The following is a 26,716-nucleotide window of genomic DNA, read 5'->3' on the forward strand; positions in this document are numbered from 1 at the left end:
CCGGTGCCTTCGTTCTCCGGCGCTGCGGCCGCTCACGGGCCCGACTGGCGCAGCCCGTCCACGTGGCATCTGCGCACCCGGCTGGTCCTGGTGGCCATGGGACTGCTCGTGGCCATCTGCGGCGCGGTGGGCGTCTTCAGCTACATCTCCATGGATTCATTCCTCACCCGGCAACTCGACGAACAGCTCGGAGCCGCCGCGCACCGCTCCAGCGAGTTCGGCCGCTCCGAGCCCAACGACCCCCGCGGGCGGCCGGACCCGCTTGAGGCACGGGGCCAGGGCGTCGGCACGCTGAATGCCCGGTTGCAGGACGGCGCCGTGATGAGCGCCGGCTTCCTGGCCGGCGACGCCACGCGCAGGAGCCTCTCGGCCGACGACAACGCGGTCCTGCTGGCACTGACCCCGAACGCGGAGCCGGTGGACCGGACCCTCTCGGCAGGCGCCTACCGGCTCATCGCCGCGACCGCCCCGTACGGCGACGTCATTGTCACCGGGCTGCCCCTGGACGAGAAGCAAAGCACCCTGGCCTCCCTGGTGGGCACGCTCGGAGCCGTGTCCGCCGGAGGCCTGATCCTGATCGGGCTCGTCGGCACGGCCCTCATCCGCCGGACCATGCAGCCGCTCGAGCAGCTCTCCGAGGTCGCCACCAAGGTCTCACGGCTGCCGCTGGACGCCGGCGAGGTGGCGCTGGGCGTGCGGGTCCCGCCGTCGGCCGCCCATCGGGGCACGGAAGTGGGCAGCGTCGGCTACGCTCTGAACCAGATGCTGGAGAACGTCTCCAACGCCCTGCAGGCCCGGCAGGAGAGCGAGATGAAGGTGCGGCAGTTCGTCGCGGACGCCTCCCACGAACTCCGGACCCCCTTGACCGCGATCCGCGGCTACACCGAGCTGCTGCGGATGACGGAGCATTTCACCCCCGACGGCGAGAAGTCCCTGGCCCGTGTGCAGAGCCAGTCGGAGCGGATGACCGCGCTGGTGGAGGATCTGTTGCTGCTCGCGCGGCTGGACGAGGGACAGCCGCCCAAGTTCGGCGACGTCGATCTCACCCAGCTGGCGGTCGAGACGGTCAGCGACGAGAAGGTCATGGCCCCGGACCGGATCTGGCAGCTGGAACTTCCCGAGGAGCCCGTGCTGGTGCGGGGCGACGCCACCCAGCTGCACCAGGTGTTCGCCAACCTGCTGTCCAACGCCCGCAAGCACACCGGGCCGGGAACGACCGTGGTCACGGGCGTGACGCGCGCAACCGACGGCAGTGCCGTGGTCACCGTGACGGACAACGGCGGAGGCATCGCCCCGGAGTTCGTCGGCCGGGTCTTCGCGCGCTTCGCCCGTGCCGACGCCGCCCGCACGAACCCGGCGGCCGGGTCCGCGGGCCGGTCTGCCGGACACTCGAACGGGACGACGGCGGGGACGACGGCGGTGGCGGCACCGGCGTCCGAAGGCACCAGCGGGTTGGGTCTGTCGATCGTGCACTCGATCGTCGAGGCACACGGCGGAACGGTTGAGGTGACCTCCCGGCCGGGCCGGACCCAGTTCGCCGTCAGGCTGCCGGCCGCCCCGGCAGAAACCGCCGCTTCCTGACCGGCCGCCCCGGATCCTCGCCGTCTCGACGGTTCTCTGCGTCCTCGATGCTGCGCACCGGCTAGCGGGAGGGGAACCGCCAAAACAGGTCCACTATTAACGGCTAAAAAGGCAAGCCGCCACACCACCCCGCATCACACCCGTTACCTAAATGTGACTTTGGGGGCGGAGTTCGGTACGGTTTTATGGTGCGGTCATCGATCTGGCCGCGTATCCGGGTTGACGCCAAGCTCTGCCGCTCCCGGATTCTCATGGACCAGGCAGAGGCGGGGGACCCAGTGTTCCCGGGCATTCTGCAGCCATGCACCCTTGGGGTTAAGCCGACACGTTGAGATTCCGTGCGGCCGGGTCACGCATCCGAACCCGACAGCTCACTCCGTAGGCGTTGAGAGGCATAAATGACTGATTTCAAGGTACCCGCGCGCCCGGAGGGCGCTAAACGCACGTCCGACACCGACCACGCGCGCCACCGCGCCGCCCCGGCCAAGCGCGCTTCAGCGCTGTCAAGGCTTCGTGCAGGCTCGGCCGGAAAGCGCGCAGCCGTCGCCGCCACCGCCTTCGCCGTCCTGCTGGGCGCCGGCGCGGCAGGCCAGGCCTCCGGCCAGAGCGCCCGCGCCGACGAAACGGCCAAGGACACCGCCGCTTCCCTGCAGACCTTGAACTTCGAGCGGGTCGGCAGCAACACCCCCGCCTCCCCCGCCGCAGCGAGCGTCGAGGCCAAGGCCAGCAAGGCGGCCAAGGCGCCGGCTGCCCCCGCCGCCAAGGCTCCGGCCCCGAAGAAGGCCCCCGCAGTACCCAAGCCGGCAGCGGCGAAGCCCGCCAAGCCGGTCGCCGTCGACGACCCGGCCGGGGCGCAGGCCTATGCGGCCTCCCAGTTGCCGGCCCACGGCTGGACGGCGAGCGAGATGCAGTGCCTGATGAAGCTGTGGACCAAGGAATCGGACTGGAAGACCACCGCGACCAACCCCAGCAGCGGCGCGTACGGCGTGGTGCAGTCCCTGCCGGCGGAGAAGATGGCCAGCGCCGGCGCGGACTACCGGACCAACTACCGGACCCAGATCAACTGGGGCCTGCAGTACGTCGAGGACCGCTACGGCTCGCCGTGCAACGCCCTGAACTTCCACTACGCGAACAACTGGTACTAAACCCCGCGGGACCTGCGCGTATGGCGCCCGCATAACGAGGCCCGGATCCACTGGAGCCGGGCCTCGTTATGCGTCGTGCCACGCCTGGCCGACGGCGGGGCGGCGCCGGGCAGGCTACCCGTTCGGACGGCCGGGGATGTACTGCACGGCCCATTTGTTGCCGTCCGGATCGGCAAAGTAAATGAACTGACCCCAGTCCTGGACGTCGATTTCGCTGACGTCCACGCCGCCGCCCTTGAGTTGCCGGTGCGCGGCCTGGATGTCGCTAACCACCAGCTGGAGGCTGGGCGCGGTGCCGGGGGGAGCGTCGGTAAGCCCCTCGCCGATCGCAATCGAACAGGCCGAGCCCGGCGGTGTCAGCTGGACAAACCGGATGCCCTCGGAGGGGCGTTCGTCGTAGTCGGCGTTGAAGCCCACCTTGTTCACGTAGAAGTCCTTGGCCCGGTCCACATCTGACACGGGCACGAACACGAGTTCAAGTTTCCAGTCCATGGCCACAGGCTAGTCCCGGACGGGTTCCGCCGGAACCCTTGGATACCGGGCTGGATGCCGGGATGGACCTAGCCGACGGGCGGTAGGCAGCAAAAAGGCCCCGGACCGCTGGTCCGGGGCCTTTCGCCGTGTCTAGACCGCGATGCCGTAGAGCCGGTCGCCGGCGTCGCCCAGGCCGGGAACGATGTAGGACTTTTCGTTGAGCTTCTCGTCGATGGAGGCCAGGACGATCGTGACGTTAGCCTCCGAGAGTTCCTCCTCCAGCTTCGCCAGCCCTTCGGGGGCGGCCAGCAGGCAGATGCAGGTGACGTCGGAAGCGCCGCGCTTGAACAGGAACTTGATCGCTTCACGCAGCGTGCCGCCGGTGGCCAGCATCGGGTCCAGAACGAAGATCTGCCGGTCCGTCAGGTCCTCCGGGAGGCGCTCCGCGTAGGTGATGATGTCCAGCGTTTCCTCGTCCCGGGCCATGCCCAGGAAGCCGACTTCGGCGGTGGGAACCAGCTTGGTCATGCCTTCGAGCATGCCGAGGCCGGCGCGGAGGATGGGGACAACCAGCGGGGTGGGCTTGGTGAACGCCGTGCCGATGGTGGTGCTGACCGGCGTCTCGATGGTGACCGGCTCGGTGCGGACGTCGCGGGTCGCCTCGTAGGCCAGCAGCGTGACCAGTTCTTCGGTGAGCTGCCGGAAGACCGGGGACGGGGTGTTTTTGTCCCGCAGTACGGTGAGCTTGTGGGCGACCAGCGGGTGGTCAACAACGAGAGTGCGCATGGGTCAAAACTATCATCCGGACGCTGAGGAGCGTCCCCCGGGACCGGGGGTTCCGGCGTCGGTGCTCCCGCCGTCGTCCGCCGCGGTGGCGGTGCTCCCGCCGTCGTTCTTTCCTTCCACGACGGACGCCGGAGCCGGGTCGCGCAGGTGCGCCTCATTATCGAAGGTCGGTGCGGGGCCCGTGCGTTCGCGGTGTCGCAGCACGTGGAAGAGCCTGTGGGCCAGGATCACGATCCCGACCCAGCCCAGCCCCAGCACCCAGCCGAAGATCACGTCGGTCATCCAGTGGTGGCCCAGGAAGACCCGGCTCATGCCCATGAGGAAGATGAACACCGCGCCCGCCGTGATGAAACTGACACGGGCGACGGTGCGCCGCACCTGCAGGCAGGCGAGGTAGACCACCAGGCTGATCACCACCGTGGTGTTCAGGGTGTGGCCGCTGGGGAACGAGGGGGAATCCTCATAGGGGGGCACGGCGTCGGCGTGGTCAGGGCGGGTGCGGCCGATGAGTTTCTTGCCCAGCGAGGTGGCGGTGATCGAGACGGCGGCCGCGCCGCCGATCAGGATCAGCGGCCGCCAGGTCCGGGACGTCCAGATCAACCAGGCGGTCAGGATGCTGGCCAGGATCGGCATGCCGATGCCGCCGCCGATGTTGGTGAAGCCGGTGACGAACGCATCCAGGCCAGGGTTGCGTAGCTGCTGCATGAACGACAGCGTCGGCTTGTCGAGGCTGGCCATGCCGGCGTCATCCACGACGTCGTCGTAGACCTCGGCGCTTGCCAGCGCCAGTGCCACCACGACGATGCCGCCGATCAGCATGGTGATCCACAGGGCCGCGTACGGGACGACCCACTTGCCCCAGCGCCGCATCAGCCAGCTTTCAGTCCTGGTGCTCAATGCCCTCTCCCGACTTCCCGGTGCACCGCTTGGGTGCACAGCTTGCTTAGGATCGAAACTATCATTGAGCCATGACTTCCCCCGAGCCCCGCCATGCGGAATGGATGGGCCTGGCCCTCGCCGAGGCGCACCGGGCGCTGGCCACCGAGGACGTGCCGATCGGCGCCGTCGTAGTCGGGCCGGACGGGTCCGTGTTGGGCTCCGGGCGGAACGAACGCGAGGCCCTCGGCGATCCGACGGCCCACGCCGAGATGGTGGCGATCCGGGAGGCCGCTGCCCGGCTCCGCGAGCGCCGCGCGTCGGCGGGGCTGCACGACGACGGGTGGCGGCTGGCGGACTGCACCCTGGTGGTGACGCTGGAACCGTGCGCGATGTGCGCCGGCGCGGTGGTGCTGGCCCGGATTCCGAGGGTGGTGTTCGGGGCGTGGGATGAAAAGGCGGGCGCCGCCGGCTCGGTCTTCGATATTCTCCGCGAGCGCCGGCTCAACCACTGGGTGGAGGTCTACGCCGGGGTGCGCGAGCAGGAGTGCGGGGCACTGCTGCGGGAGTTCTTCGCAGGCCACCGCGCAACCGAAGCCTAGGCCCCGGCCACCGACGACGCCCGCAACGCGTCGATCCGCTGTTGCCGGGACGCCGGCGAATCCAGGCTGTAGGCGCGGAAGTCGCCCAGGTCCGCCTTGATCCAAGCCTCCACCTCCGCGATCCGCTGCGTCACCGCCAGCGTGGGCGGGGTGAACATCCACGCCGCGACCTGTTCCCGGGCCGGGTCGTACTGCCACAGCCCGATGATCCGGCCGCGGTCAAGGATCGGGTGGTCAGGCAGGTCCGCCTGCAGCGCGAGCGAGCCCAGCACTTGCCGGTACTGGTCTTCCGCGGCCAGCAGTTCGGCCGCGTTCCGGCGCAGCAGCACCAGTGAGTCGGAGCCGGCCAGCAGCTGGATTTGTTCCTCGGCCGGTTCCTCGAAGTCAGCGAGGAGGCCTACGTCGTCGGGCAGCATCCAGAGCGGGTCTCCCCCGGCGCCGGTGGGAACCTCGACGGCGCCGACGGCGGCGAACGCGTCCTTGCTCTGCGCCACCGTGAAGCCGCTGAACCACTGGGACTGTTTGAAGGTGGCCCCGCCGGTCCAGCCGAGGTAGCGGCGGATCAGTTCCTCGCGGACCTCCTCGTCGCTGAGCGTGGCTGCCGGCAGCCCCCACGGCTCGTAGGCGTAGCGCTGCTGGTCCAGCCGCCCGTTCGCGGGGACCCGGCGGATCCTCCCGTCGGCCTGGAGGATGCCGAGGGCCGTGGGCAGGGTGGTGGCCGCGCCCTTTTTCCGGCCGTCCTCGCCCAGGCTGCGCACGGAGTCGCCGAGTTCGTCCTTGAGCTGGCGCGGTTCCAGCGGCACCCCGGCCTCGGTGAGGGTGTGCAGTACTTGTTCTTCGAGCAGCGCGATCTCCCCGCGCTCCACGCCGAGCCGGCCGACCACCCGGAAGCCGGACTCGGCCGCGTCGCGTCCCAGCCGCAGCGCCCAGGCGAAGTCGTCGGCGCCCAGCACGTAGGTGCAGCCACGCGCCGTCGGAAGTTCCAGGATGCGGTGGGCCAGCACGTCGGCGTCCACCTGCGCCCGGCGGATGCCGGCCCGGGCGAACAAGGTGAGGTAGGGATTTGCGCCGCCGATGGAGCGCGCCCAGCCGGCCCGAGCGAAAACCTCTTCCGCGCCGCACCCGGCGAGCGAGCCGTCCAGGCCCTGGCGGTGCCAGGACCAGGCCCGCAGCCGCTCCGGCGTCAGGCTCTCGGCGGAAGGCAGCTGCACGGTGCTGGGCTCGGTCTTCATGGGCTCATTCTGCACCCGCCCTGTCCAAGTCGCCCGTATTAGTTGGCCGTGTGGGGTGGCAGGCCCGGCCGCTGCCGCGGGCCGGCGGGGCGGCCGAGGATGTCCAGGACGGCCCGCGCCGTGGCGTCCCAGCCGGGCAGGCGTCCGCGGGCGGCGTGGGCCGCGGCCCGCCAGGCGGCGCGGAGTGCGGGGTCGGTGAGCCAGCGGCGCAGCAGCGCGGCCAGGGGTGCGGGGTCCTCCCTCAGGTCGACGGCGGCACCCGGCACGGCCGGGGCGGCGGCGGTGCTGGTGTCGACAGATGTGCCGGGGGTTCCGGCGGCCAGCGCTTCGACGGCTCCCGTGCCGTCCCGGACGATCACCGGCACGCCGCGGGCCAGCGACTCGGTCACCACCAGACCGTACGTCTCGGACCGGGATACCAGCAGGCTGAGGTCCGCCGCGGACCATTCGGCGTCGAGGGCGGCGCCGCGCAGTTCCCCCGGGATCCGCACCCGTTCCGCCAGGCCGGGGCGTCCGGCCTGGCGGCGGAGCCGGGCGGCGTAACCGGGGTCTGCGGTGTCCGATCCGGCGAGCGTCGCCGTCCAGTCCAGGTCGGTGAGCTGGGCGAGTGCGGAGAGCAGGAGCTGCTGGTCCTTGTTGGGCAGCAGCGCGGCCAGGACTAGCAGGTGCGGCGGGGCCGAACCGGCCGCGGGGGCCGCCGGGTCGGTGCCAGGGACCGCGACGTGGATCCCGCCATCGGCGTCACGCAGGCCGTGGGCCGTCCGGAGCGCCGCCGCGGCGGTGTTGCTGGTGCAGATGACGCCGGCGGCGGCCCGGAGGGCGCGGCGTTCCAGGTCGGGATGCGCCGCCAGCGGCATGTGCAGCAGGATCCAGGCGGGCGTCCCAGCCGCGGCCGCCGCCTCCAGCTCCTCCGGCGCCCCGCAGGCCACCAGCCCGTCGACCAGGGTGACCCGGCCGGCGTCGGACGCGGTGAGCAGTCGGCGCAGCGCGCCCCGATCCGCCGGGCCGCCGACCGGCCAGCCGCCGTCGACGGGCAGGGTTTCGGTGGCGACGCCGAGCTGCGCGAGGGCGCGGAGCAGTGCGGCGTTGTAGGCGTTGCCGCCGGAGGTGTGGCGGACGTTGCCGGGCACCAGAAGCCGGACGCCGGGCGCTTCCACGGTGCTGCTAGCCGGCGTCGAACTCGAGCGAGTAGCTGGCCCAGGCGTCGGGGGTTTCGCGCAGGGTGACGTCGAGGCTGGCAAGCGCGCGGCCGTCACTGCCGCCGCGGATCCGGCCGGCGACGGCGTCGGCGATGTACTGAGCGAGCGCTTCGGTGGTGCTGAGCTTGCCGGCGAAGTCCGGGTGCTCGTCGAGGTTCTTGTAGTTGAGGCCCGCCAGGACGTCGTCGAGCACCTCGCCTGCCTCACCGATGTCCAGCACGATCGCGTCCTCGTTCAGGGCGGGGCGGCGGAAGGTCACCTCCGTGACGAAGGTGGCCCCGTGCAGGCCCTGCGCCGGGCCGAAGGCGGGGCGGGGCAGGCTGTGGGCGATCATGAAATTACGGCGGACAGTCAGGCTGAACACGGATTACCTCGGGCTTTCGGTTGCGGGGACTTCGGGGTATTCGATGACGTGGCAGAGCGCGTCCAGGCTGCCGTCGGAGAGGCGCTGGACGACGTCGGGCAGCTCGCTGTACGCCGAGGCGCCGGTGAGGAACGTGTCGAAGACCGGGTCGGCCAGCAGCGAAACGGCCAGGTCCAGCCGGTCGGCGTTGGTGCGGCGGTGGCGGCGGGCGCGGGCGACGACGCCGACCTGGCTGGCGCGGATGGAGAGCCGGCGGGCGTGGAAGTCTTCGCCCAGCGGCAGGGTGACGGCGCGGTCCGCGTACCAGGACATCTCGATGATGTCGCCCTCGTCGCCCACGAGCTGCAGGGCACGCTGCAGTCCCGCCTGCGAGGCGGAGCAGTGGATCACGATGTCGCAGTCGTCCAGCGCGTCGTCGGGGTGGCAGAAGTCGACGCCGAGGGTGTCGGCGAAAGCGCGTTTGGCGGGGTCGACGTCGATTAGCTGCAGCCGACCCAGCGGGAACGTGGCCAGGAGCTTGGCGACCATGCCGCCGACCAGCCCGGCGCCGATGACGGCGACCCGGTCGCCCAGGCGGGGCCCGGCCTCCCAGAGGGCGTTGACGGCGGTCTCCACGGTGCCGGTGAGGACGGCGCGGCGCGCGGGGACGCCCTCCGGCACCTTCGTGAGCGAGGCGACCGGCACGATGTAGCGGTCCTGGTGGGGATACAGGCAGAAGACGGTCTGGCCCTGCCACTCCGCGGGCCCCTGCTCGACGACGCCGACGGAGAGGTACCCGAACTTCACCGGCGACGGGAAGCTGCCCTCCTGGTGCGGCGCGGCCATATTCCCGGCGACGCACTCCGGCACGCGGGCGTTGTGTACCACCATCTCGGTGCCCTTGCTGATACCGGAGTAGAGCGTGCGCACGAGAGCTTCACCGGGGCCGGGCGCGGTCAGCTCTTCGCGCCGAAGTTCGCCCTGTTCCGGCCCTACGGTCCAGTAGGCGGTCGCGTGTCGTGTCTCGTTGTCATTACTCATCTTGCTTACGAATCTAGTGCCGGAGCCGGGCTGGATGAAAGCAGCCGGGCCGCGCGGGGCGCGGACTACGGCTGCGCCGACGGGCCGTTTTGGGGTTGAGCGACTTGCTCCGGTACCCTATTCAGGTTGGTGACGTGTCCGAGCGGCCGAAGGTGCAACACTCGAAATGTTGTTTGGTGTAAAAGCCAACGTGGGTTCAAATCCCACCGTCACCGCCAGATAGCGAGGCCCCTGCTTCCTTTGTTTACAAGGGAAGCAGGGGCTTTTGCTTTGCCCGTGGGGTGCAAACGCTGCGTGGCAGGGGCGGCGCGCCCGCGGCCGAAACTTGGAGAAGGCCGGCCCAACAGTCCCCACGCTCATCTCGCCAGTCACGCCTATCACGCGTAGGTTGATCGCCCGCCGCCGTTGCCCTTACCCTCGTAGTGAGGTCTTGCAGAGGGCCCTTCTTCGCGTTTTGTAGAGGAAATCCCCTGTGACCATCATTCTTTCCGGCACCGCAGCCGCCGAGTCGCATCCCTCCGCTGTCTCTATCCACCGACTTCGGGGCCGGCATGGCCTGGCGCGCCTGCGCTCAGCTCCTCCGCGCCCCTTTACCCTCTGCACCAGGCCACGGCACTGACTCCAGCCGACACCGCAAAGGCCCGCCCCGTACCGACCCGAGCCAGCGAGGCACGGCCGACCCGGCGAGGGGATCACTAGACCACCGCGGGGATGGCCCACACGGAAACGGATTGGGGGTGGGCCATCCCCGCGGCGCACCTAAGCTCCGACGGCGCTGCTGTTGGTTCAGCCCTCGGGCGCCCCGGGCATGGAAGGGCCGGGCGGCTGTATTGGGGGATCAGCCGCCCGGCCCACTTCCCATTATTTGGCATCTTCGACGCCCTTGTCCATGCTCCCCGGCCTAAATTTGCGGCCGGCGGCTCTTCGATGCGAGGGAAACGGCGTGCCGTACGCGGATCACGGGTGAGCAGGAGCTGGGAGTCCAGCAAGGTGAGCGGCGGCCTTACCGCCTATCGCGGCGTGTACGAGGTCTTCAGCAACTGTGTGGAGCTTGGCGTTGGTTCCTTGGCTCGCGGCGGCTAGGACCCGGAAGGCCCCTGGACCATCGACGCCCCTTAGCGCCATAACAATGCCTTTCGCCTGCTCAATGAGGTCCCTATGGGCATAGACGCGCTCGATCGCCTCGGAGGCCGCGTCCTGCGATTGGATGCGCAGGCTCTGGGTTACGTCCACCATGAAGCCCCGAACATCATCGACCTGCCCTGACGCTCCGGCTAGGGCCTGAATCGCTGAAAAGACACGCCGCTCCCTGCCACGGACATCGTGGATCCGGTGCAAGAGCGCCCCCTGTCCCCCACCCTTCAAGAGATCCACCCAGACCGAAAGGATGTGCTCCCGGTCCAGCGGATGCTTGTGGGCCATGAAGAGTTCGAAGGTGGGCACCACCTCCCCCGGACGCAGCCCGTGGATGCCGAACAAGCCGTCCGACCACACCATGCCGCGCGAGGGGATATGGAATTCGAAGGTCCCGGACGGGCAATTCGCGCCCGGACCGAGCGGAAAGAGATACGTATCAAGCTTCGACCACATATAAGCCCTCCGAAGTTCGGTCCCGCGGCCACAACGCAGGGCGTTCGTCCCGACGTCGTCTCAGGTCCTCGCGAAATCTACGACATTCGGGAGACCAGCCACAGAGTACTACGTCCTCCGGCGGCGGAGTCATGAGCGTTAACACGAAGGTCCGCCCCTGGTTCACGCCCCGGGCTGCCACCACACGGCCATGACTGGACGTGAAGCACCGACCGCCGTATGTTCGGAATTATCCGGCGGGGTTCCCTCACCGGATACTCGCGCCGTCCGGTGCGAGCGCCACTGATGCAGCCCGGTGGACCTTTGATGCATAGAACGGCACGCCATGCCCACCTCACACATCGCCCGGTTCCTTCAGGAAGCAACTGTCCCCGACGACGCGGAACTGCCGCTCGGTCCGGACTGTCTCTATGGCCTCTACACAAGCTGGTGCATGCTGCACCAGATCAGCCCCCTGGACGACCTCCAGTTCCGCGACATTCTTCAGCAACACGGCGTCAACCCGGAGAACTTCCGACGACGCATTACCGGCCCCGCGGCCACGGACTACATACTCGCCAGCTACCCAGCTGCCATCTGACCACTGAGCCCCCGCAAGCTCCGCGGTCGCAGTCATCGACGTGGACAACCACGAGCGGCGTCTTGGCCGAACGCCAGCCCCCTCTAAATCCAGTAGGTCGGGTACCTGGCTCCGCGCAGTCGGGATTGGAGAACTCCGAAACCCACCAGGACAGAGGCGGCGATAACGGAGCAGACGACGAAGGATATTTGATCCGCCGTGGCCATGGTCGCGATGACGGCCGTGGCGGCAGCCGGCGAATGCGGCATCCGTAACAACAGTGTGGCCCCCACTGCCAGGCCGCCCGCTATCGCGGCTGCCCAGATGGAGTGGCTAAGAAGCCCGGTGGCGGCGCCCAGGGTAGCGGCGATGAAATGTCCTCCGATCACGCTTCTGGGCTGTGACAGCGGCGACTGCGGGGCCGCTGCAACGAGCGCCATGGATGCGGCCATCGGTGGGATAAGCAGAAGGTGGCCTGACACCTCGCCCAAAGCCACGAGGAGAACAAGCGCTGCGATGCTGGCGAAGGTCGTCAGCAGCAGTTTTACCGCCGGGACTCGCGGCGGAGCCGATGAGGCCTCACCCGGGAGGGCAGGGGCCTCGACGTTTGGACGCACAGGGGCGATGACGGACATGGATATTCCTGACGGGGCGATGGTCATGGGTAATTCTTTAGGCCGGTGGAGTTCGACTCGGAGAGCCGGCGGCAGGGTTCATGACGACGAGGGGTGGTCCCTCGTGCGGCCTGCCGCCGGCTCTCGTGGGTACTGCGAAGGTCGGTGCCCGCGCCTGAAACGGGCGCCGACTCCTGTGGCCCTACTCGCCGGTGGGCTGGATTCCTCCGGAAGCCCAGGGATAGCCCGTGGCCAAGGGAGCGCCGTCGTCGTGGTGTGACAGCCATTCGACGGCAGCTGCGTGGTAGCGGTGGAAGCCCTTGTAGTCGACGAGTTCCGGATCCAGGGACGCGAGGGCGCGGTGTATGCGTTTTGCCCAGTTGGGCGCGTACTGGACGAGCTCGGAGAGGCTGACGAGGTAGGTACGGACCGGGAAGACTATGGCGTTTGACCGGGGCAGGCGGTGCAGTGGCTGCAGTTCAATGCGCAGGTACACCTTCTCGCCCGCGTTCTCGCTGGTGACCGTCGTCCGGTCGGGCGCCCATTCGTGGAGGGTTTCCACTGATGTCTCCAGGCGGGGGTTGACGGTGAGCGACCAGTTGACGCGCCTGACGGGGTGGCCGGGCTTCATGCGCAGCAGGAACTTCAGCGCCCTGTCCAGGATGCCCATGTCGTGCAGCTTGGGAACCGGTCCGTGGAACTCGAAGAAGCTCATTCCGACGTTGAATTTCAGCGAATAGTCGGCCCGTTGGGTCGTCATGCCTGCGCCGATGACGAGGGTGTTGTCTTTCTCTTCAAGGACGACGAATTCGCCCTGCGCCTGCCGGGTGGCGTACTTCATCGGATCCATGGGCAGGGTCGACGGGTCCCCGAAGGTGAACGAGTCATCGATGTTCAGCAGGCGGTTCTGCCAGCGCCACTCGTTGCCGTCCTTGGTGAGGGTGAAGTGTTCCGGAAAATCCCTCGCGTAGGACTCGAAGATGAGCTCGAGCAGGTCCCACTGGGCTTCCATCATGTGCGGCAAGGCAAGGTAGTGAACACCTGGCATGTCGCGGAGCATCTGGGCGCGGTGGGCGCATTCAGAGACGTAGTGTTCGTCGACGTCGAACGCGGCTTTGAGGGCCCCGTCTCCGGCCGGAACGTGCGGTTCCAGGTTCATGGAGTACATGTAGTCGTCGTCGGGGAAGGGGAAGGGGAGCCTCCGAACGCCCTCGGGGGAGTTCTTGAAGTTGTAGTTACCTTCGGGAGTGTAGGTTTCGTCTGTTTTGAAGGCCGTTGATGCCGGTGATGCTGTCACTGGTGGTCCTTAAGCGTTGATAACGAGTTTGGTACAGGTCGCCCGTGAGACGCAGGGCAGGATGAGCTTGTTGGTGCATCGGTCCGACTCGGATAGCCAGTCGTCCCGGTGGTCGATGGTTCCCTCGAGCTCCAGGACTTCGGTTTCGCACTCTCCGCACGCACCGCCCCTGCAGAGGTAGGGCAGCGTATGACCAGCTTCTTCGACGGCTTCGAGCAGTGACTGTTCGGGGGAAACCTCAATCACCGCTCCGGAGCGTGCCAAGGTTACGGAGAACGGGTCGCCGGTGGATCCCAGGTCGTCGAACCGTTCGAAGTGGATGTTCGAGTCGGACCAGCCCAGACCGTGGGCCGAGGCAACGACGTCGTCGATCATTCGCGTCGGTCCGCAGACATAGGCATGGGTCCCGAGGGGGCGTCCTGCCAGAATGTCCAGGGTGTTCAGCCGGGACTGGCCGTCATGGCCGTACAGCGTGACCCGGTCCCCGTAGCGGTCCTTCAGCTCGTAGCCAAGGGCGGCGTGCTCCGGGCCGCGCACGGCCAGATGAAGTTCGAAGGAACTTCCCTTCAGGCTGAGTTCCTCCAGCTGGGCAAAGACGGGCGTGATGCCCACCCCTCCTGCGATGAACAGGTGATGCCGGGCATGCTTGGACACCGGAAAGAGATTTGCCGGAATACCGGCCAGGAGAACATCGCCCTCGCGGACGCTGCTATGCATGGCCACGGAGCCGCGTTTCCCGTCGTCGACCCTCCGGACGGCTATCTGGTATTCACTGGTGTCGTATGGCGAACTCATCAGTGAGTACGCATTGCGCTTGGTCTCTTCCCCCACGGGAATCAGGACGGTGAGATGGCTGCCGCCGGAGAATGCAGGAAGCCAGGAACCGTCGACTGCGCATAAGGTGTACCGGTTGATTTCCGGGGTGACCGCTTCAATACGTTTGACCTGGAGCTGCAGCGCTCCATGCTGGGCTTCGCTCATGTGTCCAACTCCTCGTTCGCCGGCAACTCGCCCGGTACTTCGCTGTCCGCTTTGACTCCCTGGAAGGCTGCGAGCCGCCCGGAGTAGTGATCGCGGACGATCAAATTGAGCTCACAGCCCGGGCATACAAACACCCTGTGAGCGACGTTTTCGGAATAGTGGCCGCAGTGGGCGCACCACACACGCCTCACGAATGAACCGGCGTGCTCCCGGAGGACTTCATCCCGGTGCATGCCGTAGGACGTCGCAACCTGCATCGAGGTGCCGATGAAGCCCTCGGAACCAGCCAGGTACAGCCTGGTTCCCATTTCTGCCGCGGCAAGGACTGTGTCGAGTCCCCCGACCGCGTCCGCGTTGCCGGGGAAGACGCGCAGTTCGCGGACTGCGAATTGCTGGAGCTCCGACAGGAAGTTGTGGCCCGTGAAGGATTCTGTTGAGTAAAGGACCGTCGTCGAAGCCAACTGCTCCGGGGTCATGGCTGTCAGCAGACGCACCAACGGCTTTCCTCCGCTGCCCTGGGCGGCAGCGATGTGGTTAAGCCCGCTGGCCATGGGTGTGAGCTCGTCATAGACAGGACGGCTCTTGATACCGGTGATGAGCATCGGGAGTTCTTACCTTTCATCCTTCAGCGCCGCGACACGGTCCACAGCGCCGGAGCGGTAGGACGCCGTCGAAACGGCGTCGGCGGCCGGGGCTTCGCTCCTGAGATGCGGCTTTTTCCAGGCCATGTAAATCAAGCCCGTTCCGACGACCACGACGGCGGAAATCAGAACGACGTAGTTGGCGAACCAGCCGTCCTCCGGCGTTCGCGGCCAGGCCATGTTGATGATGCCAAGGACTCCCCAGACCAGGGCCGCGACGTTGATGGGGAAGCCCCAGGCACCGAGCCGGAAAGCGCCGTTCGGCTTCCAGCCGAGGATGCGTGCCCGTAGGGAAGCGAGAACGACCATCTGGAAGCCCATGTACATGCCCATGGCGGCGAACGAAATGATTACCGTGAGGGCGTCGCTGGAAACCTTCGAGCCAATCACAATCAGGGCCGGCACGATGCCTGCAAGGAGCAGGGCGTACGGTGGGACGCGCCGGGTTTCACTGAAGACACTCAGCAGCTTGCTTCCGGGAAGCATGCCGTCGCGGGCCATTGAGTAGGCAAGGCGGGAGGTCGCGGCCTGCAGGCTCAGTACGCAGGAGAGGAACGAGACCATGACGACGCCCAGAACGACCTTGAAGCCGATCGGGCCGAAGGCCGCGAGGAGGACGTCACCGACGGGGTCGGTGTGCTCTCCGGAAATCACGGCGCCGAAGTCCGGCACGGCAAGGATCAGGGACAGGCACACGAACATGGCGGCGAACCCGCCGATGTAGATCGTCATTCTCATGGCTTTGGGAATGGTCCGGCCCGGGTTCACAACTTCCTCAGCGACGTCCCCGCATGCTTCGAAGCCGTAGTACTGGAAAATGCCAATCAACCCTGCCGCAGCGAAGGCCACGAAATAGTTGCTGCCGTCACCGGCACCGAAGGACTGGAACAGCACACTCAGGTCGTGGTGCCGCGCGGTAACGAGCAGCCAGCCGCCGACGACCAATGCTCCGCCAAGTTCTGCCAGGAGACCAAACATGGCAACGGCGTTCAGGAGTTTGGTGCCTCCCAGGTTCAGGGCGGTCGCAAGCGCGATGACGACGAGTCCGGCGATGATGATGGAATCGACCGTGTTCTCCATACCGAGCAGGGCGCTCAGGAACGGTCCGGCTCCATACGCGATACTTGCGATGCTCGTCAGCAGGGCGACGAGGTAGACCCAGCCATTCATCCAGCCCCATTTGCGTCCCCACAGCCGGCGGGACCACGGGTACACGCCGCCGGCCACCGGATAGGCCGCGACAACCTCGCCGAAGACGGAGGCGACTAAGAACTGGCCGACGCCGACAATGGCAAGCGACCAAAACATGGGCGGTCCGGCGACACTCAACGACGCTGCAAACAGCGAGTAAATCGCCACTACGGGCGACAAATAGGTAAAGCCTAGAGCGACGTTTCCCCAGAACGACATCTCCCGTTTGAACCGGCTCTCGTACGAGTAGCCGAGGTTGGCAAGGTGCTGAGCGTCTTCATCGAGCTCAACCACCGCAACCGGCTCAGGCGTTTCTACACGCATTGGACTCCTTTGGATTGGGTCATACCGCCGTTCTGTGAGCGGGACCACGTCGTAAAAACCATAGTTTCATATCTTTACGAGCGCAAGAGATGACATCCTGACGGTCAAAAATGACTCCTGAGCCCTAAACCGCCGCCAAAAGCTATGGTTGGCAACTTTTTGAGTGCGGCTGCAGTAGACTCCTGTCCAGCAGGACTACCTATCCAGTGGAGCGGGAGGCGCTCCCTGAACAGCTCCGGCCTACCAGACGTGCGCTGCTGCCCGGTGAGGGCCGTGGTGCCAATCGGACTAGAGTTACTGCTGTTTTCAACTTTCATGGAGTCGGCCTTGGCATCTACCACAGCTTTTGAAGCCCAGATCTACCGGTCACTGCCGGAGACGGAGCGCTCTGAAGCGATCGTCGAACGGATCTCCAAGGCGATTTCCCTGGGGTTACTCAAGGTCGGTGAACGCCTTCCTCGCGAAACTGCCTTGTCGGAGATGTTCGGCGTCGCCCCGTCCACGCTCCGTGAAGCCCTCTCTGAACTCCGGGATCAGGGGATCGTGGCCACCCGAAGGGGCCGCAGCGGTGGGACCTTCATCGTGAGACAGCCGTTCACCTCCTCCGAAGTCATCCGGAAATGGTTCCAGGAGACTTCCATTGCCGAGATCAGAGATGTGGGTGACGAACACGCCGCCATCGCAGCCGCCACTGTGCGACTGGCCTGCGAGCGGGCCGAACCGCACGAGACGAACCGGCTTCTGGACCTTGCGCGGGGTGTCGTCATGACGGACAAACCTGAACTGCAGGCACGGGCCGACAGCCGGTTCCACATAGAACTTGCGGTGCTTGCGCAGTCTCCGCGGCTGACCAACGCCGAGATCAGACTCCAATCCGAAACGGTCCAGGCCCTGTGGTCGACCGTGTCGCTGGCACGCGATCCGGAACAGGTGGCCGCCGAGCACCTGGCCCTTGCCAGGGTGATCGCCAACGACGCCCCCGAGGAGGCCCAGCGGCTCGTGCTGGAGCATATACGCCATGACATTCACCATTTGGTGGACGCGAAACTGTCCCTCGGATACCCCCCGTTTCAGCAGGAGCGCTCATGACCAACGAGAACCCCGCCACCAAGGCTGCAGCTGAGATCGCCGATTGGACGAATGCGCTCGGCCAGGAAGTCTACAAATTTGCAGCCAGAACCGGCGCATTGTGGACCGGCCGCCGCACCCCTCTCAGCGTCACGCCGAGAGATATCGCAGCGCTTGAACACATGTCCAAAGAGTTCCTGGAGAAGCACGATTTCGCCGTAGGGGCCGGAGTCATCTTCTCGGTGGACGCCATCGATAGCAGAGGGGGCATCCTTGAATGGTGGACCACCCGCGCCAAAGGCATCGAAAAGCTCGAGTTCGATCTCATCCCGGGCGGCGAACGGTTTTATGACTACCAGAACATGCCCTTTTTCACCGCGGCAAGCCGTACCGGTGAGCAATCCATGTGGGGCCCGTACGTGGACTACCTCGGCCTGGACGAGTACATCCTGACCCACACCGCACCCATACGGCTCGACGGCAGATTCGTGGGAGTAGCCGGCTACGACATCAGGATCCGCAAGCTGGAAGAAATCTTCATGCCTGCCCTCAGGGCCATCCCGGGCGACGCCGCCCTTCTCAATGAAAGCCGCCGCGTGGTGGTGGGCAACTCCGGCGCCTATCTGGTCGGAGAGAGGGTTCGATCGATCCCCGATGACAAACAGCTGATTCCGGTCGACGTGCCCCATCTCGGCCTTTCGCTGCTCACCGCCCGCTAGCTGCCGGCCGGGATGATGGCCTGCGGCAGCCCTGGCGGCGTTGGCCATTCGCGGTCCCGCCCGCCCCTCCCCCAGTCCTCACGTATCAATCCTTCCAGGAGTTTTTCTAGTGACTGTTTTCTCCACGCCCCGGAGCCGGACGGCGGCTGCCGTCGCCGCAGCGGCAGGCCTTGCGATAAGCCTCTCGGCCTGTAGTCCCGCGGCCGCCCCGGCGGTACCCGCGGCATCCACCGCAAGTACCGGTCTCCCCGACGCCCACGTCCACGGCCTCAGCGTCAACCCCGCCACCGGGCGGCTGCTCCTGGCAACCCACGACGGACTCTATGACGTGACCACAAGCCCCGTTGCGAAGGTCGGGCCAACGAATGACCTCATGGGCTACACCGCCGCAGGGAGCCCGGAAATCCTCTACGCTTCCGGCCACCCCGGGCCGGGCTCCGCGGATCCGGACCCCCTGGGCCTCATCACCAGCAGCGACGGCGGCAAGACCTGGCTCCCCTTATCCCGCCAAGGCGAATCAGACTTCCACGCCCTTGCCGCGACGGGATCCGGGCTCGTCGCTTTCGACGGCGCGCTGCGGATCAGCCCGGACGGAAAATCCTGGAAGTCCGTCGGGGTGGACTTCCAGCCCGCCGCCCTGGCCGGGCACGCCGGCAGTGATACCGTCCTCGCCACCGCGCAAGACGGGCTGCGGCGCTCGACCGACGGCGGAGCCACGTGGGCCAAGGTCCCGGCCTCCCCCGTGATCCAGTTCGCAGCCTTCGCCAGCAAGCGGACCGCTGCCGGCGTCGCCCCGGACGGCACCGTTTACCGCTCGGACGATGCCGGCCTGACGTGGACGGCCAAGGGCAAGCCGACGGGGCCGGTGCAGGCCGTCGCCGCTACTCAAAGCACGGACAGCCAGATCACCGTCTGGGTCGCAACCGGCCACGGGTTGGAGGTTTCCACCGACGGCGGCCTCACGTTCGGCCCCTACGCTCCGGGCAGCGGTCCCGCCGCCACCACCGGCGCGCCCACGGTGAAGCAATAACAGGACTCCCGTGGGAGAGTACGCAGGGGTTACGGCTAAAGGTCGGTCAGCCCGGTTCCTGCGTCATCCAGGCACGGGGAGCGTTTTCCTGCCGGCGCCCCGGCGGCGCGGAAGCACATGCACTGGGGCCCTTTCACGGCGGGCAAGGACGCCCAGACGAACCGCTGCATCTTGTTGTACTGCCCGAAATCCAGGATTGCCCCGTCCAGCAGGGGCGCCAGCTCGTGGCTGACGCTGAGCTGCAGTTCCGACGCCGGGTCAGCGTCCCCGGTGCTCCGTTGCACCAGTTCGCAGCGGAGGGGTTTGCGGGGCAGGGTTCGGGAGAAGTACAGGCCTTGTTTCCGGCACCCGCCCGGACCGAGGTAGCAGTGCAGCGTCCCGCCGAACACCCCGACCATCTCCAGGGCCGCGTCGGTGAGGAAGAACCGGCCATGGCCGGGGACATCCACGGCGGTAAGAACAGCGTGGGCGCCGTCTTCGCGGCCCGCCGGCCCTGCCGGATAGTCATCGGCCGGCACACGGACCGCGCGGCGGTTAGGGGCCACAGCCGTTGCCAGGTGCGTCGGTCGGAGAGGTCATCGCAGCACCTTACAACACAGGGCCGGTGTGCAGCGGCAGAAGAACGGCCCGGGCATGCGCAGCCCCATGCTCGCGCCGCCCGGTGATTCAGGCCCGACGCCGGGAACCGCTGCCGCCTCGGTGCTGGGCGCCGGCCCGGCGGCTTGAGGGCCCGGAAATTACAATCCGGGCATCAATCCGGGTCCTGCGTCGTGGCGTCGTTGACTCAGGCAACCGTGGAACATAAGGCTGGAGCCATGAGGCCTCAGCAGAGCACAACACGACTGGCAATGACTTCCCTGGCAGCGGCAGCGGCGGCGGCCGCTGCGCTGCTGCTCAGCGGCTGCGCCACCAGCCAGCCGCAGGGGGCCTCGAACGCCGCCACCGGCACGCCGCCGTCGGCCTCGGCCAGCGAATCCGCCGCCGAGACCCCGGCGGCGACCGCGGACGGCACCACGTCGGCGCCGCCGTCGTCCGCCGCGGCCACGACCTCGTCAGCCGCCGGCCCCGCCCGCTGCAAGGCAGCACACCTCACCGCATCCCTGGACAGCCGCGGCGGCGGCGCCGCCGGCAGCGTCTACATACAGCTGATCCTGAAGAACACCGGAACCGAACCCTGCCTGCTGCAGGGCTACCCCGGGGTATCCCTCACCGCCGGGGCCAGCGGCGAACCCATCGGGGCGGCCGCGAAGCGGGATGAGTCGGCGCCGGCTACGGACGTGCTCCTCGCCCCGGGCAAGGCCGGCAAAGCCACGTTGCGTTATACCCAGGCAGCCAACTACCCCGACTGCACCCGGACCCCTGCCGCGGGATTCCGCGTCTACCCGCCGGAGGACACGGCCTCCCTGTTCGTCCCCGCGGCCAAGGATGCTTGCTGGGAATCCGCGGTCAACCTCCTGACCATCGGAGCCTTCACGGCCCTGTGACCCCTCCCGCCGGACACCGCCATCCGCGCCGCGAAAGAGTGTCGTAGCGGTAGGGCATGATGGAGGGATGAAGGGGCAGGAGCTCGCCGGCGGCACACTCGCAGCCGTTGCCATGGACCGGTTCAGCCGGCCGACCCGGGAATGGTTCCTGGGCGCCTTCTCCGCGCCCACGCCGGCGCAGGAGGGCGCCTGGAACGCCATCTCCTCCGGCGCGCATGCCCTGGTGGTGGCCCCGACCGGCTCCGGTAAAACCCTCGCCGCGTTCCTTTGGGCCCTGGACCGCCTCCTGGTCTCCGCCCCCGCCGAGCCCGAGCCGCTTCCCGGCGTCGAGGCCGCCGCCAAGCCCGGGCGCCGGAAGGTTCCGAAGCGGAAAACCCGCGTGCTCTACATCTCCCCGCTGAAGGCCCTCGGCGTCGACGTCGAACGCAACCTCCGCGCCCCGCTGATCGGCATCACGCAGACCGCCAAGCGGCTCGACCTGCCCGCGCCGCTGATTACCGTGGGCGTGCGCTCCGGGGATACGACGGCGGCGGACCGCCGCTCGCTGCTCAGCCACCCGCCGGACATCCTCATCACCACCCCCGAGTCCCTCTTCCTGATGCTCACCTCCAAGGCACGGGAGACCCTGGAGGAGGTGGACACTATCATCATCGACGAGGTCCACGCCGTCGCCGGCACCAAGCGCGGCGCCCACCTGGCGGTCTCGCTGGAGCGCCTCGACGCGCTGCTGCCCAAACCGGCCCAGCGGATCGGCCTCTCCGCCACGGTCGAGCCGAAGGAACTCGTGGCGCAGTTCCTCGCGGGTTCGGCGCCGGCGGAAATCGTGGCACCGCCCGCCAAGAAGACCTGGGACCTGACCGTGTCGGTACCGGTCGAGGACATGTCCGACCTGCAGGGCGCCGCCGGGGCGTTCGACTCGGGCCCGGCGTCCGGGCTGCAGCCGCACGCCTCCATCTGGCCCCACGTCGAGGAGAAGATTGTGGACCTGGTGCTGGCCAACCAGTCCACCATCGTCTTCGCGAACTCCCGTCGGCTCGCCGAACGCCTCACCGCGCGCCTGAACGAGATCTATGCCGAACGTCAACTGATGGCCGCCGGCGGCGGCTGGGACGACGACGGCGGGCCGGCAGGCGGATCCGTCGCGCCCGCGTCGACGGCCACGCCCGCGCACATGATGGCCCAGGCCGGCAGCACCGCCGGGGCGGATCCGGTGCTGGCCCGGGCGCACCACGGCTCCGTCTCCAAGGACCAGCGCGCCCTGATCGAGGACGACCTGAAATCCGGCCGGCTGCGCTGCGTCGTCGCCACGTCCTCGCTGGAACTCGGCATCGACATGGGCGCCGTGGACCTGGTGGTGCAGGTCGAGTCCCCGCCCTCGGTGGCCAGCGGCCTGCAGCGGGTGGGCCGCGCCGGCCACCAGGTGGGCGAGATCTCCCAGGGCGTGCTCTTCCCCAAGCACCGGGCGGACTTGGTGCACACCGCGATCACGGTCGAACGCATGCTCGACGGCAAGATCGAACGGCTCAGCGTGCCGGCCAACCCGCTGGACATCCTGGCCCAGCAGACCGTCGCCGCCACCGCGCTGGGTGCGATCGACGTCGAGGAATGGTTCGCCACGGTCCGGCGGTCCGCCCCGTTCGCTTCCCTGCCCCGCTCCGCATTCGAGGCGACCCTGGACCTGCTGGCCGGCCGCTACCCCTCGGACGAATTCGCCGAACTGCGCCCGCGCATCGTCTGGGACCGCAACGCCGGCACCATCGAGGGCCGGCCCGGCTCGCAGCGGCTGGCCGTCACCTCCGGCGGCACCATCCCGGACCGCGGCCTCTTCGGCGTCTACATCATCGGCACCGAGGTCGAGGGAACCGGTTCCTCCGGCGGTTCCGGCAGCTCCGGCGACGGCAAGACGCCCGGCAAGGCCTCCCCCGCCAAGGGCGGCCGCCGCGTCGGCGAGCTCGACGAGGAGATGGTCTACGAATCCCGCGTCGGCGATGTCTTCGCCCTCGGCGCGACCAGTTGGAAGATCGAGGACATCACGCACGACCGCGTCCTGGTCTCCCCCGCCTTCGGCCAGCCCGGCAAGCTCCCGTTCTGGAAGGGCGACTCGCTCGGCCGTCCGGTGGACCTCGGCCGTGCGCTGGGCGCGTTCGTGCGCGAACTGTCCGCGTCCGACGTCGGGCCCGCCACCGAGCGTTGCAAGGCCAGCGGCCTGGACGACTTCGCGGCCAACAACCTGGTCCAGTACCTCGCCGAACAAAAGCTCGCCACCGAGGTGGTCCCCAGCGACACGACCCTGGTGGTGGAGCGGTTCCACGATGAGCTGGGCGACTGGCGGGTGGTGCTGCACAGTCCGTTCGGGCTGCCCGTGCACGCGCCGTGGGCCCTCGCCGTCGGCCAGCGGCTGCACCAGCGCTACGGGATGGACGGCTCGGCGATGGCCGCCGACGACGGCATCGTGCTGCGCGTGCCGATGATGGAGGACGAGCCGCCCGGGGCGGAACTGTTCCTGTTCGAACCCGAAGAGCTCGAACAGATCGTGACCGCGGAGGTCGGCGGCAGCGCGCTCTTCGCCTCCCGGTTCCGCGAATGCGCCGCCCGTGCCCTGCTCCTGCCTCGGCAGACCCCCGGTAAGCGCCAGCCCCTGTGGCAGCAGCGCCAGCGCTCGGCGCAGTTGCTGGACGTGGCGCGGAAGTACCCGACGTTCCCGATCGTGCTCGAAACCGTGCGCGAGTGCCTGCAGGATGTCTACGACCTCCCTGCCTTGAAGGACATCGCCGCCTCGATCGACCGGCGAGAGCTGCGCATCCTGCAGACCACGACGCAGCAGCCCTCCCCTTTCGCCAAGTCCCTGCTGTTCGGCTACGTCGCGCAGTTCCTCTACGAGGGCGACTCGCCGTTGGCCGAACGCCGCGCCGCCGCCCTGGCACTGGATTCGACCCTGCTCAACGAACTCCTGGGCCGGGTGGAGCTGCGCGAACTGCTCGACGCCAAGGTCATCGAGGCCACCGAGCGTGAACTGCAGCGGCTGGCCCCGGACCGGCGGATGCGCGGCCTGGAGGGCGTGGCCGACCTGCTGCGACTCCTGGGTCCGCTGACCCCGGACGAGGTCGCGGTCCGGCTCCAGGGCGACGCCGCATCCGATACCGCTTCGCTGCCGGCCCCGGCCGAAGTCCCGGAGACCGGGACGGAGGCTGCGGAGGCAGCTCCCGAGCTTCCCGCCGCGGACGCGGCCACGGCCGCGGCGCACCTTGCTGCGCTGCAGCGCGCCAACCGCGCCATCAAGGTCAACATCGGCGGCGTCGAACGGTACGCGGCGGTCGAAGACGCCGCCAGGCTCCGTGACGCCCTCGGCGTGCCCCTGCCCATGGGCGTGCCGCTGGCGTTCATCGAACCCGTGGCGGACCCGCTCGATGACCTGGTCTCACGCTACGCCCGCACCCACGGGCCGTTCACCGCCGCGGAGGCCGCCGCCCGGCTGGGCCTCGGCGTCGCCGTCGTCGGCACCGCCCTGAAGCGGCTGGCCGCGGACGGGAGGGTCGTCGAGGGCGAGTTCCGCCCCCATGCCGCGGCCCCGGAAGATACCGGCGACCCGGCCGAAGTCGGCACCTCGGAGGCAGCCCCTCCGGCCGTCGTAGTGCCCCCGGCCGGAGCCAGCGAATGGTGCGACGCCGAGGTGCTCCGGAAGCTGCGCCGCCGGTCACTGGCCGCCCTGCGCGCCGAGGTGGAGCCGGTGGACGCGTCGGCCTACGGACGGTTCCTGCCGGCGTGGCAGCATGTGCGGACGCCCGGCGGCCGCGGCCAGTCGGCGCTGCGCGGGCTGGACGGCATCATCACCGCCATCGACCAGCTCTCCGGTGTGCCGATTCCCGCCTCCGCGTGGGAACCGCTGGTGCTGGCCGGCCGCGTCTCCAACTACCAGCCGGCCATGCTGGATGAACTTATGGCCGCCGGCGAGGTGCTCTGGTCCGGCGCCGGGTCACTGCCCGGCAATGACGGCTGGGTGAGCCTGCACCTGGCGGATTCGGCCGAACTGACCCTGAACCCGGCCCCGGAGTTCACACCGGGCGACGCCCAGCAGCGGCTGCTGGACCACCTGCAGAACAACGGCGGCGGCTACTTCTTCCGGCAGCTGACCGATATCGCCGGCGGCATGGACGCGGTCCTCAGCGACCAGGACGTCGTCGCGGCGCTCTGGGACCTGGCCTGGGCCGGCCGGATCACCGGGGACACCTTCGCCCCGGTCCGGGCCCTGATCGCCGGCGGCCACACCGCCCACCGGCAGGTCGCCCGCGCACCGCGGGCCCGGGCACCGCGGCTCAGCCGGCTGGGCCGCGCGCACGGCACCGGGCTGCTCGGATCCGCCGGCATGCCCGGCGGCCGGTACGGCTCCGCCGCCGGGGCGGCCCCCACGCCGCCGCTGGCCGCGGGGCGCTGGTCGGCGCTGCCCGCCCCCGAACTGGACGCCACGATCCATGCCCGCGCCACCGCGGAACTCCTGCTGGACCGCTACGGCGTCGTCACCCGGGGCTCGGTCATGGCGGAGAACATCCTGGGCGGGTTCGGCCTGATGTACAAGGTCCTGGCCCGGCTTGAGGAGGCCGGCCGCTGCCGCCGCGGCTACTTCATCGAGCACCTCGGCGCAGCCCAGTTCGCGGTGCCTGCCACGGTGGACCGGCTGCGGTCCTACGTCGAGGACGCCCAGGTGAACAAGTCCGAGCCGGTCGCGCTGGCCCTCGCCGCCACGGATCCGGCGAACCCCTACGGCGCGGCCCTGCCCTGGCCGGCCCTGGATGTGGAAGCCGGCACCGGCCACCGTCCCGGCCGCAAAGCCGGCGCGCTCGTGGTCCTGGTCGACGGCGCGCTGGTGCTCTACGTCGAACGCGGCGGCAAGACCTTGCTGGCCTTCGACGACGACGCCGAGGTCCTCGCCGCCGCCGGCGCCGCCCTGGTGGGCGTGGTGACCCGCGGCGCCGTCGACAAGCTGGTCATGGAAAAGGTCAACGGGCACGGAATCCTGGATACGCCCGTCGCCGCTGCGCTGGCGCAGGCCGGCGCCTACTCGACGCCGAAGGGGTTGAGAATCCGTGCCTGAGGGAGATTCCGTTTTCCGCGCCGCGGCCCAGCTGCACGCCGCGCTGGCCGGCAAGGAACTGCTCGCCTCCGACTTCCGCGTGCCGCGCTTCGCCACGCTGAAACTTGGCGGCTGGACCATACAGGACGTCGTTCCCCGCGGCAAACACCTGCTGATGCGGGTGGCGGGGCCGCGGCCGCAGGACCGGCTGACGATCCACTCGCACCTGAAGATGGAAGGGACCTGGCAGATCTACCCGCCCGGGGGCCGCTGGCGCAAGCCCGGGTTCACGGCCCGGTGCGTGCTCCGCACCGCGAGCGCCGACGCCGTCGGGTTCTCCCTGGGGCTGCTGGAGGTCATTCCGACCGCCGATGAGGACAGCGTGGTCGGGCACCTCGGTCCGGACCTGCTCGGCCCGGACTGGGATATGGCCGAAGCCGAGCGCCGCCTGCGCGCTGCGCCCGAGGTGCCGATCGGCGTCGCCCTCCTGGACCAGCGCAACCTCGCCGGCATCGGCAACATCTACCGCTGCGAGGCCTGTTTCCTGTCCGGCGTGCATCCCGCGGCGCCGGTCTCCGCGGTGCCCGACCTCGCGGCGATGATCACCGACGCGAAGGTCCTGCTGACCGCCAATCTCGGCCCCGGGCGCCGGGTCACCGTGCTGAACGCGCGCGGCGTTCCCGTGGGGCGCACGGCCGGGCGGCCCGGGTACTGGGTCTACCGGCGCGAACACCAGCCCTGCCTCAAATGCCGCACGCCGATCCGCCGCGGCGTCCTGGCCAAGGACAGCGGCACCGAGGAACGCGACATCTACTTCTGCCCGCAGTGCCAACCGGCACCGGGGAGCTAGGGCCGGGAGCCGCCTGACGAA

24 protein-coding genes, 1 tRNA gene and 1 riboswitch are annotated in these 26,716 nt (G+C 68.5%); of the genes, 11 read left to right on the forward strand and 14 right to left on the reverse strand.

Features of this window, described 5'->3' with window-relative positions:
• Window positions 1-3: 3 nt before the first annotated feature.
• On the forward strand, window positions 4-1,581 hold the full coding sequence (locus ASG71_RS00375) for a sensor histidine kinase (protein ID WP_056736001.1): 1,578 nt from the start codon (window positions 4-6) through the stop codon (window positions 1,579-1,581).
• Between the two features lie 213 nt (window positions 1,582-1,794).
• Window positions 1,795-1,978, forward strand: a riboswitch (cyclic di-AMP (ydaO/yuaA leader).
• 1 nt (window position 1,979) lies between these two features.
• On the forward strand, window positions 1,980-2,726 hold the full coding sequence (locus tag ASG71_RS00380; RefSeq protein WP_056736003.1) for a hypothetical protein: 747 nt from the start codon (window positions 1,980-1,982) through the stop codon (window positions 2,724-2,726).
• A gap of 114 nt (window positions 2,727-2,840) precedes the next feature.
• On the opposite strand, the gene ASG71_RS00385 is transcribed toward ASG71_RS00380, so the two are convergent.
• From ASG71_RS00385 to ASG71_RS00395, 3 genes are all read right to left on the reverse strand, one after another.
• Window positions 2,841-3,218: a glyoxalase superfamily protein gene (locus tag ASG71_RS00385; RefSeq protein ID WP_056736004.1), complete on the reverse strand. Its 378-nt coding sequence runs from the start codon at window positions 3,216-3,218 to the stop codon at window positions 2,841-2,843.
• A gap of 132 nt (window positions 3,219-3,350) precedes the next feature.
• Window positions 3,351-3,986 (reverse strand): uracil phosphoribosyltransferase, encoded by a 636-nt coding sequence (upp, locus tag ASG71_RS00390; protein ID WP_056736007.1) that lies wholly within the window; start codon window positions 3,984-3,986, stop codon window positions 3,351-3,353.
• A gap of 12 nt (window positions 3,987-3,998) precedes the next feature.
• Window positions 3,999-4,856 (reverse strand): phosphatase PAP2 family protein, encoded by an 858-nt coding sequence (locus ASG71_RS00395; protein ID WP_056736009.1) that lies wholly within the window; start codon window positions 4,854-4,856, stop codon window positions 3,999-4,001.
• 98 nt (window positions 4,857-4,954) lie between these two features.
• Here ASG71_RS00395 and ASG71_RS00400 point away from each other — a divergent pair, with 98 nt between their 5' ends.
• Window positions 4,955-5,464: a nucleoside deaminase gene (locus ASG71_RS00400; protein ID WP_056736011.1), complete on the forward strand. Its 510-nt coding sequence runs from the start codon at window positions 4,955-4,957 to the stop codon at window positions 5,462-5,464.
• Here ASG71_RS00400 and ASG71_RS00405 read toward each other — a convergent pair.
• The 4 genes from ASG71_RS00405 to ASG71_RS00420 are packed head-to-tail and all read right to left on the reverse strand — an operon-like array spanning window position 5,461 to window position 9,279.
• Window positions 5,461-6,696 carry a DNA glycosylase AlkZ-like family protein gene (locus ASG71_RS00405; protein WP_056736013.1) on the reverse strand — a complete coding sequence of 412 codons (1,236 nt, stop codon included), beginning with the start codon at window positions 6,694-6,696 and terminating at the stop codon, window positions 5,461-5,463. The genes ASG71_RS00400 and ASG71_RS00405 overlap by 4 nt on opposite strands.
• Window positions 6,697-6,734: 38 nt before the next feature.
• Window positions 6,735-7,853: a glycosyltransferase gene (locus ASG71_RS00410; protein ID WP_056736015.1), complete on the reverse strand. Its 1,119-nt coding sequence runs from the start codon at window positions 7,851-7,853 to the stop codon at window positions 6,735-6,737.
• A gap of 7 nt (window positions 7,854-7,860) precedes the next feature.
• Window positions 7,861-8,259 (reverse strand): 6-pyruvoyl trahydropterin synthase family protein, encoded by a 399-nt coding sequence (locus ASG71_RS00415; protein ID WP_056736017.1) that lies wholly within the window; start codon window positions 8,257-8,259, stop codon window positions 7,861-7,863.
• 3 nt (window positions 8,260-8,262) lie between these two features.
• On the reverse strand, window positions 8,263-9,279 hold the full coding sequence (locus ASG71_RS00420; protein ID WP_056736019.1) for a zinc-binding alcohol dehydrogenase: 1,017 nt from the start codon (window positions 9,277-9,279) through the stop codon (window positions 8,263-8,265).
• A gap of 128 nt (window positions 9,280-9,407) precedes the next feature.
• On the opposite strand from ASG71_RS00420, the gene ASG71_RS00425 reads away from it, so the two are divergent.
• A tRNA-Ser gene (locus tag ASG71_RS00425) sits at window positions 9,408-9,497 on the forward strand.
• A gap of 739 nt (window positions 9,498-10,236) precedes the next feature.
• Here the strand turns inward: ASG71_RS00425 and ASG71_RS00430 are convergent.
• Window positions 10,237-10,869, reverse strand: coding sequence for a PAS and ANTAR domain-containing protein (locus ASG71_RS00430; RefSeq protein ID WP_056736021.1), 633 nt, complete (start codon window positions 10,867-10,869; stop codon window positions 10,237-10,239).
• A 325-nt stretch (window positions 10,870-11,194) separates the two neighbouring features.
• On the opposite strand from ASG71_RS00430, the gene ASG71_RS00435 reads away from it, so the two are divergent.
• Window positions 11,195-11,449: a hypothetical protein gene (locus tag ASG71_RS00435; protein WP_056736023.1), complete on the forward strand. Its 255-nt coding sequence runs from the start codon at window positions 11,195-11,197 to the stop codon at window positions 11,447-11,449.
• Window positions 11,450-11,532: 83 nt separating this feature from the next.
• Here the strand turns inward: ASG71_RS00435 and ASG71_RS00440 are convergent, their stop codons facing one another.
• The 5 genes from ASG71_RS00440 to ASG71_RS00460 form a co-directional block, all read right to left on the reverse strand.
• Window positions 11,533-12,090 carry an HPP family protein gene (locus ASG71_RS00440; RefSeq protein ID WP_235563888.1) on the reverse strand — a complete coding sequence of 186 codons (558 nt, stop codon included), beginning with the start codon at window positions 12,088-12,090 and terminating at the stop codon, window positions 11,533-11,535.
• A gap of 154 nt (window positions 12,091-12,244) precedes the next feature.
• Window positions 12,245-13,339: a heme-dependent oxidative N-demethylase family protein gene (locus tag ASG71_RS00445; RefSeq protein WP_056736025.1), complete on the reverse strand. Its 1,095-nt coding sequence runs from the start codon at window positions 13,337-13,339 to the stop codon at window positions 12,245-12,247.
• Window positions 13,340-13,348: 9 nt separating this feature from the next.
• Window positions 13,349-14,320, reverse strand: a complete 972-nt coding sequence (locus ASG71_RS00450; RefSeq protein WP_056736027.1) for a PDR/VanB family oxidoreductase — start codon at window positions 14,318-14,320, stop codon at window positions 13,349-13,351.
• Window positions 14,317-14,922: a dimethylamine monooxygenase subunit DmmA family protein gene (locus tag ASG71_RS00455; RefSeq protein WP_056736029.1), complete on the reverse strand. Its 606-nt coding sequence runs from the start codon at window positions 14,920-14,922 to the stop codon at window positions 14,317-14,319. Before ASG71_RS00455 ends, ASG71_RS00450 begins: the two co-directional genes overlap by 4 nt.
• Before the next feature lie 9 nt (window positions 14,923-14,931).
• The gene (locus ASG71_RS00460; RefSeq protein WP_056736031.1) at window positions 14,932-16,476 is read right to left on the reverse strand and encodes an APC family permease; all 1,545 of its coding nucleotides are present in this window, start codon (window positions 16,474-16,476) and stop codon (window positions 14,932-14,934) included.
• 327 nt (window positions 16,477-16,803) lie between these two features.
• Here ASG71_RS00460 and ASG71_RS00465 point away from each other — a divergent pair, with 327 nt between their 5' ends.
• The 3 genes from ASG71_RS00465 (at window position 16,804) to ASG71_RS00475 (ending at window position 19,293) form a co-directional block, all read left to right on the forward strand.
• Window positions 16,804-17,565 carry a FadR/GntR family transcriptional regulator gene (locus ASG71_RS00465; RefSeq protein WP_056737140.1) on the forward strand — a complete coding sequence of 254 codons (762 nt, stop codon included), beginning with the start codon at window positions 16,804-16,806 and terminating at the stop codon, window positions 17,563-17,565.
• Window positions 17,562-18,263: a cache domain-containing protein gene (locus ASG71_RS00470; RefSeq protein ID WP_056736032.1), complete on the forward strand. Its 702-nt coding sequence runs from the start codon at window positions 17,562-17,564 to the stop codon at window positions 18,261-18,263. Before ASG71_RS00465 ends, ASG71_RS00470 begins: the two co-directional genes overlap by 4 nt.
• Before the next feature lie 109 nt (window positions 18,264-18,372).
• Complete coding sequence (locus ASG71_RS00475) at window positions 18,373-19,293, forward strand: F510_1955 family glycosylhydrolase (protein ID WP_056736034.1); 921 nt, start codon at window positions 18,373-18,375, stop codon at window positions 19,291-19,293.
• Between the two features lie 35 nt (window positions 19,294-19,328).
• On the opposite strand, the gene ASG71_RS00480 is transcribed toward ASG71_RS00475, so the two are convergent.
• Window positions 19,329-19,838, reverse strand: a complete 510-nt coding sequence (locus tag ASG71_RS00480; RefSeq protein WP_235563889.1) for a peptidase — start codon at window positions 19,836-19,838, stop codon at window positions 19,329-19,331.
• Window positions 19,839-20,141: 303 nt separating this feature from the next.
• On the opposite strand from ASG71_RS00480, the gene ASG71_RS00485 reads away from it, so the two are divergent.
• The 3 genes from ASG71_RS00485 to ASG71_RS00495 all read left to right on the forward strand — a co-directional run bounded on the left by ASG71_RS00485 (window position 20,142) and on the right by ASG71_RS00495 (window position 26,695).
• Window positions 20,142-20,777: a DUF4232 domain-containing protein gene (locus ASG71_RS00485; protein ID WP_235563890.1), complete on the forward strand. Its 636-nt coding sequence runs from the start codon at window positions 20,142-20,144 to the stop codon at window positions 20,775-20,777.
• Between the two features lie 67 nt (window positions 20,778-20,844).
• Complete coding sequence (locus ASG71_RS00490; RefSeq protein ID WP_056736038.1) at window positions 20,845-25,866, forward strand: DNA glycosylase AlkZ-like family protein; 5,022 nt, start codon at window positions 20,845-20,847, stop codon at window positions 25,864-25,866.
• Window positions 25,859-26,695: a DNA-formamidopyrimidine glycosylase family protein gene (locus ASG71_RS00495; RefSeq protein WP_056736040.1), complete on the forward strand. Its 837-nt coding sequence runs from the start codon at window positions 25,859-25,861 to the stop codon at window positions 26,693-26,695. The genes ASG71_RS00490 and ASG71_RS00495 overlap by 8 nt, the downstream gene beginning before the upstream one ends.
• The last annotated feature ends 21 nt before the right edge of the window (window positions 26,696-26,716 follow it).

This window comes from Arthrobacter sp. Soil763 (genome assembly GCF_001428365.1).
GTDB lineage: Bacteria > Actinomycetota > Actinomycetes > Actinomycetales > Micrococcaceae > Arthrobacter.